Origin of the sequence: Pseudomonas sp. RA_15y_Pfl2_54 (assembly GCF_963971015.1) — a bacterium.
Taxonomy (GTDB): domain Bacteria; phylum Pseudomonadota; class Gammaproteobacteria; order Pseudomonadales; family Pseudomonadaceae; genus Aquipseudomonas; species Aquipseudomonas baetica_A.
Genome location: NZ_CAXAPN010000022.1, coordinates 1 through 14,460 on the forward strand (window position 1 = coordinate 1; position 14,460 = coordinate 14,460).

The 14,460-nt window shown below is 59.6% G+C and carries 9 protein-coding genes and 2 tRNA genes; 8 read left to right on the forward strand and 3 right to left on the reverse strand.

Going from position 1 to position 14,460, the window contains the following annotated elements; translation table 11 throughout:
* Nucleotides 1-224: 224 nt before the first annotated feature.
* Nucleotides 225-1,232: a DUF481 domain-containing protein gene (locus AACY50_RS16890; protein WP_221731464.1), complete on the reverse strand. Its 1,008-nt coding sequence runs from the start codon at nt 1,230-1,232 to the stop codon at nt 225-227.
* A gap of 163 nt (nt 1,233-1,395) precedes the next feature.
* On the opposite strand from AACY50_RS16890, the gene AACY50_RS16895 reads away from it, so the two are divergent.
* From AACY50_RS16895 to AACY50_RS16910, 4 genes are all read left to right on the forward strand, one after another.
* Nucleotides 1,396-1,749: an MGMT family protein gene (locus AACY50_RS16895; protein ID WP_339430615.1), complete on the forward strand. Its 354-nt coding sequence runs from the start codon at nt 1,396-1,398 to the stop codon at nt 1,747-1,749.
* A gap of 43 nt (nt 1,750-1,792) precedes the next feature.
* On the forward strand, nt 1,793-3,352 hold the full coding sequence (locus AACY50_RS16900) for an AmpG family muropeptide MFS transporter (RefSeq protein ID WP_339538885.1): 1,560 nt from the start codon (nt 1,793-1,795) through the stop codon (nt 3,350-3,352).
* Nucleotides 3,353-3,481: 129 nt separating this feature from the next.
* A complete protein-coding gene (locus AACY50_RS16905; RefSeq protein ID WP_339538886.1) occupies nt 3,482-5,197 on the forward strand; it encodes a proline--tRNA ligase in 1,716 nt (571 codons plus the stop codon).
* Nucleotides 5,198-5,214: 17 nt separating this feature from the next.
* Nucleotides 5,215-6,168: a hypothetical protein gene (locus AACY50_RS16910; RefSeq protein WP_339430612.1), complete on the forward strand. Its 954-nt coding sequence runs from the start codon at nt 5,215-5,217 to the stop codon at nt 6,166-6,168.
* A gap of 109 nt (nt 6,169-6,277) precedes the next feature.
* On the opposite strand, the gene dinB is transcribed toward AACY50_RS16910, so the two are convergent.
* The gene (dinB, locus tag AACY50_RS16915) at nt 6,278-7,339 is read right to left on the reverse strand and encodes a DNA polymerase IV (protein ID WP_339430611.1); all 1,062 of its coding nucleotides are present in this window, start codon (nt 7,337-7,339) and stop codon (nt 6,278-6,280) included.
* Nucleotides 7,340-7,619: 280 nt separating this feature from the next.
* Here dinB and AACY50_RS16920 point away from each other — a divergent pair.
* The 4 genes from AACY50_RS16920 (at nt 7,620) to AACY50_RS16935 (ending at nt 12,207) form a co-directional block, all read left to right on the forward strand.
* Nucleotides 7,620-7,696, forward strand: a tRNA-Met gene (locus AACY50_RS16920).
* 221 nt (nt 7,697-7,917) lie between these two features.
* Nucleotides 7,918-7,994 (forward strand) — tRNA-Met (locus AACY50_RS16925).
* Between the two features lie 278 nt (nt 7,995-8,272).
* Nucleotides 8,273-10,912, forward strand: coding sequence for a bifunctional lysylphosphatidylglycerol flippase/synthetase MprF (gene mprF / locus AACY50_RS16930; protein ID WP_339538887.1), 2,640 nt, complete (start codon nt 8,273-8,275; stop codon nt 10,910-10,912).
* Nucleotides 10,912-12,207: a virulence factor family protein gene (locus AACY50_RS16935; RefSeq protein ID WP_339464405.1), complete on the forward strand. Its 1,296-nt coding sequence runs from the start codon at nt 10,912-10,914 to the stop codon at nt 12,205-12,207. The genes mprF and AACY50_RS16935 overlap by 1 nt, the downstream gene beginning before the upstream one ends.
* Nucleotides 12,208-12,276: 69 nt before the next feature.
* Here AACY50_RS16935 and AACY50_RS16940 read toward each other — a convergent pair whose 3' ends face one another.
* Nucleotides 12,277-14,178 carry a potassium transporter Kup gene (locus AACY50_RS16940; RefSeq protein ID WP_339430608.1) on the reverse strand — a complete coding sequence of 634 codons (1,902 nt, stop codon included), beginning with the start codon at nt 14,176-14,178 and terminating at the stop codon, nt 12,277-12,279.
* Nucleotides 14,179-14,460 lie beyond the last annotated feature (282 nt).

The window sequence follows — 14,460 nt, forward strand, 5'->3', positions numbered from 1 at the left end:
GGTGCGGGAAGCGGTCTTGATCTACAACCAAGAGCGCCCGCACCTGTCCTTAAAATACAAAACGCCCGATGCAGTGCATCGGGCGTTAGGGTGAGATAGGTGTAAACCTATTTCAGGACTAGACACGCTTGTTTTCCAGGCGCAAAAAAAGATCGCAGCCCGCAGCAACTCCTACGCTGATTCTTTGTAGGCGCCGCCGCAGGCTGCGATCTTTTGCTTTTACCCTACCAGGCCACGCCAAAGCCTGCGGTGTAACGTGTCTTGCTCAAATCCGCATCATCGGTACCGCTGATGATGTCGCGCTCAGCCTTGAGATTCAGCGAAGCCCAGTCGGTAACCTTGTAGCGCAGCCCCATTTCGGCATCCAGCGCGTAATCCGCCACACCGGACAACGGCTTGCCGACCTCACCGTTAGTGAAGAACTCGACCTTCTTGCCAATCAGGTAGCGGTTGTAGTCCCACTTCATCGCGACGGAGTAAAAGTTGTCCTTGCTGCCATCGCTGTATTCATAGTCCGTCCGGTTCAACAGCGAGCCGAGCGAGAACGCACCCAATTCGTCATCCCAGAACTGGTAGCCGGGGCCGGTACCCACGACTCGCTGACGTGACAATTCCTCGACGTGATCGCGTTTGTAGTTCAGGCGCCCCTGCCAGAACCACTGATCAGTCAGGAACCGGTCGAGTGCATACTCGGCGCGCCAGTTGTCGGTGGTGGTCACGTCATTCTGCACTTCGCGGTTGTATTCGCCTTCAGCGGTATGACGCCAGCGCCCATGACGCGCAGAGGTCTTGAAGCCGATGTCGTAATCATCAGTGTCCTTTTCGGCGCGCTGATAATCGAGTGCCAGGTCGACATTACCCTTCCACACCAGATCCTCGACCACCGGCTTGGGCTTGAGAATTTGCTGAATGCTCGCCAGCTCCACGGTTTTCGGCGCTTCGCCGTTGGCCAGCGTGACCTTTCCGTCGCCGGCAGCGGTCAGCGATTTGGCTTTCTCACCGTTATAGGCGTCCTGCTTGACCAGCAACTCCTGGTCACTTTCCAGGGTCTTGACCTCTTTCCAGTTGATCGAGACCGCGCCAGCGTACTGGGTCTGAACCAACAGCTTACCGCCATCGAACAGGGTGATTTTACCGCTCAACTTGTCGCCGTTCTTCATCCAGACGGTGTCGGCAAGCAGGGGCGTGGACGCACTGAAAACAGCAAGGCACAGCAAGGTTCTGGAAAACATAAGCGAATCGAGGGCTCAAGTTTGCGAAAAAGTTCGGCATTATCCGTAGGAATAAGACCCTGACAAGGACTGACCGGACTATTTCTATTGAGTTCATTTCTCAACTGCACGGTCTGCATTTACCCTTGAAAATATCGAACGAACACATTCAGGAACCGCGGACGTGACAGACCTGATTCACGAAAACGAGAGCGAAGCGCAAATCCGACGCACGGCGCTCTACTCGACCCTCGCCCAAGTGCCCGAGGGCAAGGTCGTCAGCTATGGTCAATTGGCTGACCTTGCCGGGCTGGGGCGTGCCGCGCGCTGGGTCGGGCGCACCCTGAGTCAATTGCCCGGCGACACCAAACTGCCCTGGCACCGCGTATTGGGCGCCGGCGGTCGGATCAGCCTGCCGGCAGGCAGCCCATCGGGCGATGAACAACGTGCGCGTTTGCGCATGGAAGGCATCACCATCCTGAACAATCGTGTGGATATTCAGCGCCATGGCTGGCGTCCGGTAGAGCACAGCGGTTAGAGTGCGCGCTTTGTTTTCGCAATCTTGAGGCAGACTTCAGCCCATGCCCCGTAAAACCTGGCGCGCCGCGCTCGCCGCCTATGCCAGTCCTTCGACACTCGTGCTGTTGCTGCTGGGTTTCGCCGCCGGCCTGCCGTACATGCTGGTGTTTTCAACGCTTTCCGTCTGGCTGCGTGAGGCCGGCGTGGCCCGGGAAACCATTGGTTACGCGAGCCTGATCGGCCTGGCCTATGCGTTCAAATGGGTCTGGTCACCGCTGCTCGACCAATGGCGCCTGCCCTTGCTGGGCAAGCTTGGCCGTCGCCGCTCGTGGCTGGTGCTCTCGCAGGTGCTGGTGATTCTGGGCCTGATCGGCATGGGTTTCTGCGATCCGCAGAAGCATCTGTCCTGGCTGATCGCCATCGCCGTTGTCGTCGCCTTCGCTTCCGCCACCCAAGACATCGCGGTGGATGCCTATCGCCTGGAAATCGCCGACGACAGCCGCCAGGCAGCACTGGCCGCCAGTTATATGTCTGGCTATCGCGTCGCCGCCCTGTTGGCGACCGCTGGCGCATTGTTTTTCGCCGAAGGCTTTGGCTCGACCGGTTTCAACTACAAACATTCGGCCTGGGCTGGCACGTATGCGCTGTTCGGCGCGCTGATGATTCCCGCCCTGCTCACGACCCTGTTCATGCGTGAACCGCCAGTGCCGCTGCGCACCCAATTGCAGGCCGGCCGCTACACCTTCATGCACCAATTGATGTCGGTATTGGTATTGATCATCTTGTTGGTGTCCGTGCCGGCGATGTTCACTCAGTTGTACAACACCGATTTCGCCAGCGTGCTGTTTGAAGGCGTCAGCCCGCTGGACCTGCTGCTCGAAGACCGCGCCTTCCTGCGCGCCATTCTCTACACCTTGCTCACCTGGATGTGCCTGTCGGCCATGGGACGCCGTGGGCTTGCGCCCGTGCTGACGCCCGTCAACGACTTCATCCTGCGCTACCGCTGGCAAGCCCTGTTGTTGCTCGGGCTGATCGCTACCTATCGGATGTCCGACACGGTCATGGGCGTGATGGCCAACGTGTTCTACATCGACCAGGGCTTCACCAAGGATCAGATCGCCAGCGTCAGCAAGATTTTCGGCCTGATCATGACCCTCGTGGGTGCGGGCATGGGCGGCCTGCTGATCGTACGCTTCGGGATTCTGCCGATCCTGTTTATCGGTGGCGCGGCCTCGGCAGGCACCAACCTGCTGTTCCTGATGCTGGCCGACATGGGTCCGAACCTTAAGATGCTGGTGGTGACCATTTCCCTCGACAACTTCAGCTCGGGCCTTGCAACTTCGGCGTTTGTTGCGTACCTGTCGAGCCTGACCAACCTGAAATTCTCCGCAACGCAATACGCCCTGCTCAGCTCGATCATGCTCCTGTTGCCGCGCCTCATTGGTGGGTATTCCGGGGTCATGGTGGAGAAGTTCGGTTACCACAACTTCTTCCTCATCACCGCATTGCTCGGCGTACCGACACTGGTGCTGATCGCCCTGCACTGGTTCCAGGAAAGCCGTCGCGAAGGCCCGACACCGACGCAGGAGCCCGTGCCGACGCCGGTTGCGGAAGAATCGTAAGACGTTTCGCCAACGGCGGGAGGAATCCCGCCGTTACCCCACTGCACTGACCACACTTCTGTACGGCAGCAAAACTCGCCGGTACACTGCTCCGTCATTTCCAGTCATAGCAACCGACAACGGCCAACCATGCGCACCAGTCAATTTTTGCTCGCCACACAGAAAGAAACGCCTTCCGATGCGGTCGTGATCAGCCATCAGCTGATGCTGCGCGCCGGCATGATCCGCAAACTCGCCTCGGGCCTGTACACCTGGCTGCCCATGGGCCTGCGGGTTATGCGTAAGGTTGAAGCCATCGTTCGCGAAGAAATGAACGCTGCCGGCTCTCTGGAAGTGTTGATGCCGAGCACCCAACCGGCCGAGCTGTGGCAGGAATCGGGGCGCTGGGAAGAATACGGCCCTGAGTTGCTGCGCATCAAAGACCGCCACGGTCGCGACTTCTGCGCGGGCCCGACCCACGAGGAAGTGATCACCGATCTGATGCGCAACGAGTTGAGCAGCTACAAACAGCTGCCCATCAACCTGTACCAGATCCAGACCAAATTCCGTGACGAAATCCGCCCACGCTTCGGTTTGATGCGCGGCCGCGAATTCATCATGAAAGACGCCTACTCGTTCCACGCCGATCAGGCTTCGCTGCAGGTCACTTATGACCGCATGCATCAGGCGTACTGCAACGTGTTCACGCGTCTGGGCCTGAAGTTCCGCCCTGTCGAGGCTGACAACGGCTCGATCGGCGGCGCCGGTTCCCACGAGTTCCACGTACTGGCCGAGTCCGGCGAAGACGACATCGCCTTCAGCAACGGCTCCGACTATGCGGCGAACATCGAGAAAGCCGAAGCGGTGCCACGAGAGACTTCCCGCCCTGCACCGACTCAAGAGCTGCGTCTGGTGGACACTCCGGACACCAAGACCATTGCTGCACTGGTGGAAAAATTCAATCTGCCGATTGAAAAGACCATCAAGACCCTGATCGTGCGCGCCGAAGAAGAAGGCAAACTGATCGCTCTGGTGATCCGTGGCGACCACGAACTCAACGAGATCAAAGCCGCCCAGCAACCCGGCGTTGCCAGCCCGCTGGTCATGGCGACCGACTCCGAACTGCGTGACGCCATTGGCGCCGGTGCCGGTTCCCTCGGCCCACTGAACCTGCCGCTGCCAATCATCATCGACCGCTCGGTCGAGCTGATGAGCGACTTCGGTATCGGCGCGAACATCGATGACAAGCACTACTTCGGCGTGAACTGGGAGCGAGACCTGCCGGTTCCGACCGTGGCTGACCTGCGCAACGTGGTGGCGGGTGACCCAAGCCCGGACGGCAAAGGCACGCTGGAAATCAAGCGCGGCATCGAAGTCGGTCACATCTTCCAGCTGGGCAACAAGTACAGCAAAGCAATGAAGTGCGAAGTGCTGGGCGAGAACGGCAAGCCAGTGACCCTGGAAATGGGTTGCTACGGTATTGGCGTGTCCCGCGTGGTGGCTGCCGCCATCGAGCAGAACAACGATGCAAACGGCATCATCTGGAGCGACACCCTGGCGCCGTTCCAGATCGCGCTGGTGCCGCTGCGTTATGAAACCGAACAGGTTCGCGAAGCCACCGACAAGCTGTACGCGGAACTGACTGCGGCCGGTTTCGAAGTGCTGCTGGACGATCGCGACAAGAAAACCAGCCCGGGCATCAAGTTCGCGGACATGGAACTGATCGGCATTCCACACCGCATCGTGGTCAGCGACCGCGGCCTCGCCGAAGGCAACCTGGAATACAAGAGCCGTACCGAAGGCGAGGCGCAAGCGCTGCCGGTGGCTGACGTATTGTCCTTCCTTCAGGCCCGTATCCGCCGCTGAAACCAGATAGAGACGTCATGTTCAAGCGAAACACCTTAGGCCTCGGTGGCACCGCCCTGTGCGGTGCCCTGCTGGTCAGCGGCTGTGCCAATCACATGTCACAGCGCAGCGAGCACGAAGAGCGGGTCGAGCGCAAACTGCTCGATCACAGCCTGCAGATCGATGTCGGTGAGCCTAAGGTGCTTGAGCTGCCGCAGCGACGCGTGAAGATCAACGAGCAGAAAACGTTCGAAGTCACCGAGTTCGACGTCACCCGTCGTTACGATCGCTACACGCCTTACCAGCCCTGGCGGGAAATCTACGAGATCCCGCTGGGTGTGGTGGCCGTGGTCGGTGGCGTCGGCGCGAACGTGGTCAACGTATTCGCGCTCGGCAACTTGCCGGACAGCGTGACCAAGGACTGGCTCAGCTACGGCTTCGCCGGACTCAACCCGTTCATGAACGTGCAGTCCAACGGTCGTGCGCAACAGAACCTGGCCGGCATCGATGAAGTCCAACGCGACAAGCGCACGGAGTATTCGAGCCTGCCGTGGAGCGAGCGCCCGGTACAAGTCAAGGCTGGCAAACAGACTTTCGACATGACCACCGACCGCAACGGCGTGCTGCGTCTCAACCTGCTGGACAGTCCGTTCGCCGAAAATGACCTCAATCATGTCGGCAAATTGCAGATCAGCGTCGAAGACGCCAAGGATGACGTGCACTCTGACTCATCCCTGGTGATCAGCAGCCACCTGCGTGGCAAGCTGCTGGAAGCCCACGGGCTGATTTACGACGACCTTGAAGATGACGAAGTGAGCCAGTGGGTGCACCGAGTCAAACGTCTGTCGGAACTGGGCCTGGAAGAAGAAGCCAGCGAACTGGAACAAAGCCTGATCGAACTGACGCGTAACGATCCCGAGTTGCAGGCTGAATTTCTCAAGTCCTTGACCAAGGATGCGGGACGCCTGGTGGCTGATCCAGGATCTAATTAAAAGCTGAAAGCATCGCGGGCAAGCCCGCCCCTACATTGGATCTGTGTCTTGCACAAATTCCCTGTGGGAGCGGTCTTGCCGCGAAGGCCGAACGATATTCACCGCAAAACTACCGCTCAAACAACTCCATCTGCTCAAACCCGCCGCGCAAATCCTCAAGCCTCACGCCAACCCCCAGCAAACGTACCGGTTTGCCACCCCGATTGAACGCCTGCGTGAGCATCAACTGATAGCTGCCAAGATCCCGCCCTGCCCCGGCCTGCTCCAGCGTGGTCTGGGTAAAGTCGTGGAATTTCACTTTGACGAACGGTTTGCCCGGGCGATAACTGCTATCGATTCGCGCCATACGGGTTTTCAGGGTTTCCAGAAGCTCTGGCAGCTTATCCAGGCAACTGCGCAGATCCGGCAGGTCAACATCGTAGGTATTTTCCACGCTGATCGACTGACGGCGACTGTCATTGTGGACCAGCCGCTCATCAATCCCACGGGCAAGACTCCAGAGTCGCTCGCCAAAACTGCCGAACTCGCGCACCAGCGCCAGCTTGTCCCACTCGCGCAATTGCATACAGTCGACGATGCCGAACTTGCCCAGCTTGTCGGCGGTGACCTTGCCGACACCGTGCAATTTGCTTACCGGCAAGCCGCTGACAAAATCTTCGACCTGATCCGGCGTAATCACGAACAAGCCATTGGGCTTCTTCCAGTCACTGGCGATCTTCGCCAGAAATTTGTTCGGCGCCACGCCTGCAGAAACAGTGATGTGCAATTGATTGGAGACGCGACGGCGGATGTCTTGGGCGATGCGCGTGGCACTGCCACCGAAATGGGCACTGTCCGACACATCAAGGTAGGCCTCATCCAGCGACAGTGGCTCGATCAGATCAGTGTAATCGGCAAAGATTGTATGAATTTCCTTTGAAGCTTCTCGATAGGCGTCCATGCGCGGTTTGACGATGGTCAGGTCCGGGCACAGCTTCAGGGCATGCCCCGATGACATGGCCGAGCGCACACCATAGGCACGCGCCTCGTAATTACAGGTGGCAATCACCCCGCGCCGATCTGCCGACCCGCCCACCGCCAACGGTTTGCCGGCCAAGCGCGGGTCATCGCGCATTTCGATGGCGGCGTAGAAACAGTCACAGTCGACGTGGATGATTTTTCGCTGAGTCATGTCAGAAAAGGAAACGTGGCGAACCGGATAGGCAGTATCTCACTGACAACTGTATATAGCACCAGTGGTCTGAATGTTCTTTTCCATCTGTAGGAAAAGCCCTATGAATTTATTTTCTCAATCGAAAATCGACAACCAATAGAGCCGAAAGCCTTGTCCCACCTGACCTGTAGCGTGTTCCAACATCCCAATAAAACGCTAACCGATTGAACCTCAACACTTTTTATCCGGATTGAAGGTTGACAGCCCAGCGATCCTCTGTAGAATGCCGACACACAGACGCGGGATGGAGCAGTCTGGTAGCTCGTCGGGCTCATAACCCGAAGGTCGTCGGTTCAAATCCGGCTCCCGCAACCAAACATCAAAAAAGGCTACTCGAAAGAGTGGCCTTTTTTGTGCGTGCGTGTTTTTCAGTTTCAGCCCTCGCAGCCATGACAACCGTCAAACAGGAATTCGTTTCGTTTCCGAAACTTAACGCGCCACCTGCGACCGTTTGGCGCGATTCCACACTTATTTGACCCTTTACGGAATTAGCGGTTGACACCTCGCCGTTCGCCTGTAGAATGCCGCCACACAGACGCGGGATGGAGCAGTCTGGTAGCTCGTCGGGCTCATAACCCGAAGGTCGTCGGTTCAAATCCGGCTCCCGCAACCAAACATCAAAAAAGGCTACTCGAAAGAGTGGCCTTTTTTGTATCTGTGGAAAAAGTCCTTTCGCAACAATGATCTGTCACAGTGCAGTGAATCGTCCAGGATCATCAGACCCGCCGAGTTGCGACTATGCTTGTGTCGCGAACAAGACGTCTGCCATCCATGACTGCCCTCGTCGATACCCGGTGAGAGGCGTAGTATTTTGTGATTATTTTTTTCTACAGGGATTGGTAACTTGGCTGGATACCTCCATCCTGTCGCGCACAATCCAAGAGGTGATTGATGCGCGCCAACTCGTCTGATCCACAAGACACCGTCACAGCGGAACACCCGATCAAACCCGAGCGTTTGCGCTTGCTGGATCGGTTAAGCAAATACCGGCAACCGATTGGCCTGGCGGTCACGTTGCTGTTGTTTACCATTGCGCTGATTGCCTGTCGTCATCTGCTCGCCGAGCTCGATCTCGATGCCTTGCATGACTCGATTCTTGCCGTGCCCACACCCGCCCTCCTCGGTGCATTCGCCGCGACCGTGGTCGGCTTTATTATTCTGCTGGGTTACGAATGGTCGGCCAGTCGCTATGCCGGCGTGACATTGCCACCGCGCACACTGGCGCTCGGCGGTTTCACCGCGTTTGCGATTGGCAATGCCATCGGCCTGTCGATGCTGTCCGGCGGTTCGGTTCGCTATCGTTTATATGCACGACTGGGCCTGGGGGCGTCGGAAGTCGCGCACATGACCTTGTTCGCCAGCCTGTCGCTCGGCTGCGCCCTGCCCCCGCTGGCGGCTCTGGCGACCCTGAGCGATCTGCCCGCCGCCTCTCAGGCACTGGGCTTGTCCGAGGGACTGCTGGGTACGATCGCTGCGACTGTGCTGCTGCTCGGCGCAATCCTGATGATCGGCATCTATCGTCGTCGCCTGCCGGAACAACCGTATCGTGACAACCTGCTGGTCAAGGCCGGCCGTCGCACCTTGCGCCTGCCGGGTCGACGCCTGACTTTCCTGCAACTGCTCATCACCGCTCTCGACGTCGCCGCTGCTGCGACTGTCCTGTATCTGTTACTGCCCGAAAGCCCACCGTTTGGCGCGTTCCTGCTGGTGTACCTGCTGGCGCTGGCCGCTGGCGTACTCAGCCATGTGCCAGGCGGTGTCGGCGTATTCGAAGCGATCCTGCTGGCCGCGTTTGCCGACAAACTCGGTGCCGCACCACTGGCCGCTGCGTTGCTGCTCTATCGCCTGATCTACGTGGTGCTGCCGCTGCTGGTCGCCTGCGTATTGCTGTTGATCAATGAAGGCCAGCGCCTGTTCCAGACCCAGACCATGCGCGCGGCGTCCGGTCTGGCGGCGCCGATTCTGGCGGTGCTGGTGTTTCTGTCCGGCGTGGTGCTGCTGTTCTCCGGTGCCACACCCGAGATCGACACGCGCCTGGAGCACATCGGTTTCCTGATCCCTCATCGTTTGGTCGACGCTTCGCACTTCGGCGCCAGCCTGATCGGTGTGCTCTGTCTGATGCTGGCTCAGGGCCTGCGCCGTCGCCTCTCAGCCGCGTGGATGCTGACCACCATTCTGTTGCTTGTCGGTGCCCTGCTCTCGCTGCTCAAAGGCTTCGACTGGGAAGAAGCCACGCTGATGACACTCACCGCGGCGTTGCTGGGTGTGTTCCGTCGCTCGTTCTATCGCCCAAGCCGCCTGACCGAACTGCCGTTCTCGCCGCTGTATCTGGTGGCCAGCCTCTGCGTGCTGGGCGCCTCGACCTGGCTGCTGTTGTTCGCTTATCAAGACGTACCGTACAGCCATCAACTATGGTGGCAGTTCACCCTCGACGCCGACGCACCACGCGGCCTGCGCTCGCTGCTCGGCGCGGCGGTGCTGTTGCTGGTGATTGCACTGACCTGGCTGCTGCGCACCGCGCGCCCGGTGATTCATTTGCCGACGCCGGACGAAATCGATCGCGCGGCGAAGATTCTGATGGCGTCCTCGCAACCCGATGGCGGCCTCGCGCTGACCGGTGACAAGGCGTTGCTGTTCCACCCCAACGACGAAGCGTTCCTGATGTATGCCCGTCGTGGCCGCAGCCTCGTGGCGTTGTACGACCCTATCGGCCCCGGCCAGCAACGCGCCGAGATGATCTGGCAGTTCCGCGACCTGTGCGACATCCATCACGCTCGCCCCGTGTTCTATCAAGTACGCGCGGAAAACCTGCCGTACTACATGGACATCGGCCTGACCGCGATCAAGCTTGGCGAAGAAGCCCGGGTCGACCTGCATCGCTTTGACCTGGAAGCCAAGGGCAAAGAGATGAAGGATCTGCGCTACACCTGGAACCGTGGCACCCGCGACGGTCTGTCGCTGGAAATCCACGAGCCGGGGCAAGCGCCGATGGATGAGCTCAAGGTTATTTCCGATGCCTGGCTGACCGGCAAGAATGTACGCGAGAAAGGTTTCTCCCTCGGCCGTTTCAGCGACGATTACCTGAAGCATTTCCGCATTGCGGTGATTCGCTTCGAAGGTCGTCCGGTGGCGTTCGCCAACCTGCTCGAGACCTACAGCCATGACTTGGCCAGTCTCGACCTGATGCGCGCGCACCCGGAGGCTCCCAAGCTGACCATGGAATTCATGATGGTCGGCCTGATTCAACATTATAAGAGTCACGGATACGCGCGCTTCAGCCTGGGCATGGTGCCGTTGTCGGGGTTGCAACCTCGACGGGGTGCACCGTTGACCCAGCGTCTGGGCTCGATGGTTTTCCGCCGTGGTGAGCAGCTGTACAACTTCCAAGGTTTGCGCCGCTTCAAAGACAAGTTCCAGCCTGACTGGGAACCCCGTTATATGGCCGTGCCCGCCGGACTGGATCCGCTGGTGGCGCTGGCTGATACTGCCGCCCTGATCGCGGGCGGCTTGACTGGATTGGTGAAACGCTGATGATTCAACGCTCCCTGAAGTACATCCTGGCCGCACTGATTGTGCTGGCCGTGATTGCCGGCGGCGGTTACTGGTACCTCAAACGTCCGGCACCGGAACCGACCCTCGAACAACTCACGCCCGTCGATGGCCCGGCCATGACCCGTGTGATTCCCGGCACCCAGCCCAAGGCTCAGGTGCTGGTGGCCGTCAATGACGACCAGAAACTCAGTGAAAAGCAACTGACCACCCTGAGCCGCAGCGCTTCGGCGCAGATCGTTCAGGTGGTTCTGCCCCAGGACTGCCTGCTGCAAAGCCGCGCCCTGCAGACGGGTCTGCGCGAACTGAACGGCCCGGCCACCCTGGTCAGCGGCATCGGCCCTGGTGCGGTGCTGGCGTGGCGCTGGTTGTCCGAGCAGAAGGACGACAAGGCCCAAGCCGTATCGGTTGGCCTGGCGCTGGAAAAACCCGGCTGCACCCACCTGCTGCCTAAATCCGCTGCCCACGGCCACTGGCTGGTGGCATGGAACGACAACCCGGACGACACCAGCGCCGGTTTCGTGCGCGATCAACCGAACGCCGAAACCAGTATCAGCGACTACGACATCAACCTGCCGCAAGTGCTGAACAACGAACTGCGCAAAATCCTCGTCGGCGGCGACAAGGCCAACGGTGGTCTGGCGATCCCGGTGGTTGAAGTCCCGGCCGGCCAGGCCAAAGACACCGTCACCCTGTTCCTGTCGGGTGACGGCGGCTGGCGCGACCTCGACCGGGACGTAGCGGGCGAAATGGCCAAGATCGGCTACCCGGTGGTCGGCATCGACACCCTGCGCTACTACTGGCAGCACAAGAGTCCAGAGCAAAGCGCGCTGGACCTGACCGAACTGATGCAGCACTACCGGCAGAAATGGGGCACCAAGCGCTTCATCCTCACCGGTTACTCGTTCGGTGCCGATGTCTTGCCGGCGATCTACAACCGCCTGCCTGAAACCGAGCAGCAACGCGTCGACGCCATCATCCTGCTGGCCTTCGCCCGCACCGGCAGCTTCGAGATCGAAGTCGAAGGCTGGCTCGGCAACGCCGGCAAAGAAGCCGCCACCGGCCCGGAAATGGCCAAGCTGCCAGCGGCCAAGGTTGTGTGCATCTACGGTGAAGAAGAGGCCGATGAAAGCGGCTGCACCGACAAGACAGCCGTCGGCGAAGCAGTGAAACTGCCGGGTGGTCATCACTTCGATGAGAACTATCCGGCACTGGCCAAGCGCTTGGTGGACTTGATCGAGAAGCGTCAGGCTGCGGGCAAGGTGGCTGAAGAGTGATCTGAAGCGCACCCAACAAAAAGCCCCCGTAACTTTGCAGTTGCGGGGGCTTTTTACATTCCAGTGGGCTTACATCTCTACCTGCGTCCCCAACTCAATCACCCTGTTCAGCGGCAAATTGAAGAACCTCAAGTTCCCGTTGGCGTTCTTCAACATGAACGCGAACAGCGCTTCACGCCAACGCGCCATCCCCTCAAGTTTCGAGGCAATCACCGTTTCACGGCTGAGGAAGTAAGTGGTGCGCATCGGGCTGAAATCCAGCTCGTCCAGATGACACAACTTCAGCGCTTGCGGCACGTCCGGCTCGTCAGTGAAGCCAAAGTGCAGGATCACCCGGAAGAAGCCTTCTCCGTAGGCATCCACTTCGAATCGCCGTTGCGGCGGCACCCGCGGGATGTCTTCGTAGACCACGGTCAACAACACCACTTGCTCGTGCAGCACCTGGTTGTGCAGCAGGTTGTGTAACAGCGCGTGGGGCACGGCGTCGGGGCGCGCGGTGAGGAACACGGCGGTGCCCTGGACGCGATGCGGCGGTTGCACACGAATGCTGCTGATGAAGATGGGCAGCGGCAAGGCGCCTTCGTCGAGACGCTCGACCAGCAACTGCTTACCGCGCTTCCAGGTGGTCATCAACACGAACAAGGCGATACCGGCAATCACCGGAAACGCACCGCCCTGCACGATCTTCGGCACGTTGGCGGCAAAGTACAGGCCGTCCACCAGCAGGAAACCGATCAGCACCGGCACCGCGAGGATCGGTGGCCATTTCCACAGCAGCAACATGACGGCCGACACCAGAATCGTGGTCATCAGCATGGTGCCGGTCACCGCCACACCGTAAGCCGAGGCCAGTGCGCCGGAGGATTCAAAGCCCAGCACCAGCAAGACCACGCCAACCATCAGCGACCAGTTCACGGCACCGATGTAAATCTGGCCCTGCTCGTCGCTGGAGGTGTGCTGGATGTACATGCGTGGGATGTAACCGAGCTGGATCGCCTGACGGGTCAGGGAGAATGCACCGGAAATCACCGCTTGCGAGGCGATCACGGTCGCCAGCGTTGCCAGCCCCACCAGCGGAATCAGTGCCCAGCTTGGTGCCAGCAGGTAGAACGGGTTACGTGCCGCTTCCGGGTTTTCCAGCATCAAGGCGCCTTGACCGAAGTAGTTGAGCACCAACGCCGGCAGCACCAGCAGGAACCAGGCACGGGCAATCGGCTTGCGGCCAAAGTGGCCCATGTCGGCGTAAAGTGCTTCGGCACCGGTCAGCGCCAGCACCACCGCGCCGAGGATTGCCACGCCCATGCCCGCATGCACCATGAAAAACCGTACCGCCCACACTGGATTCAGCGCATACAGCACCTCCGGCGTGTGGCTGATGCCGTACACGCCAAGGGCGCCGAGCACCAGAAACCAGGTGACCATGATCGGCCCGAAGAGAATACCGATCCGCGCCGTGCCGTGACGCTGAATCAGGAACAACCCGACCAGCACCACCAGCGACAACGGCACCACCCAATGGTCGATGCCTTCAAACGCCAGACCGACGCCTTCAATCGCCGACAGCACGGAAATCGCCGGCGTGATCATGCTGTCGCCGTAAAACAGCGCCGCACCGATCAGCCCGCAAACCACCAGCAATGAACGCAATTTCTTGCGCTCGCCCGCCGCTCGCCGTGCCAGTGCGGTGAGCGCCATGATCCCGCCCTCCCCCTGGTTGTCGGCGCGCAGCACGAACATCATGTATTTGATCGACACGACCCAGATCAGCGACCAGAAAATCAACGACAAAATGCCCAACACCCCGTCGTGATTGACGGGCACACCGTAACCGCCGGAAAACACTTCTTTGAGGGTGTACAACGGGCTCGTGCCGATGTCGCCGTAAACCACCCCGACCGCCGCGACCAGCATGCCGATCGGCTTTGCCGTCGAATGCTCGGCGCCCGCCGCCTGACTACTTGCCTGCCCCATCCAACACTCCTGATTCCCAGACCGGCTACTTCGAATGAAACACTATGTTGTGTGGTGCAGCATGCGCTGTTTTACTTGCTGTTACAGATGATTTGTTGACTGTAAAAATTTGGCAAGGCCCAACGGCGCGAAGCATAGCGCAGCACTCGTCGTATTTCCCGGCATAAAGCTGGTCAAGTGCGTTGCACGCCGCTAGAATTGCGCACTTTTTGATCAGAGGCGCCATTCAAGCGCCCGTCTCTCGATTCCTGCGTCAGGCAATCGATGTCACAAAATACCGAG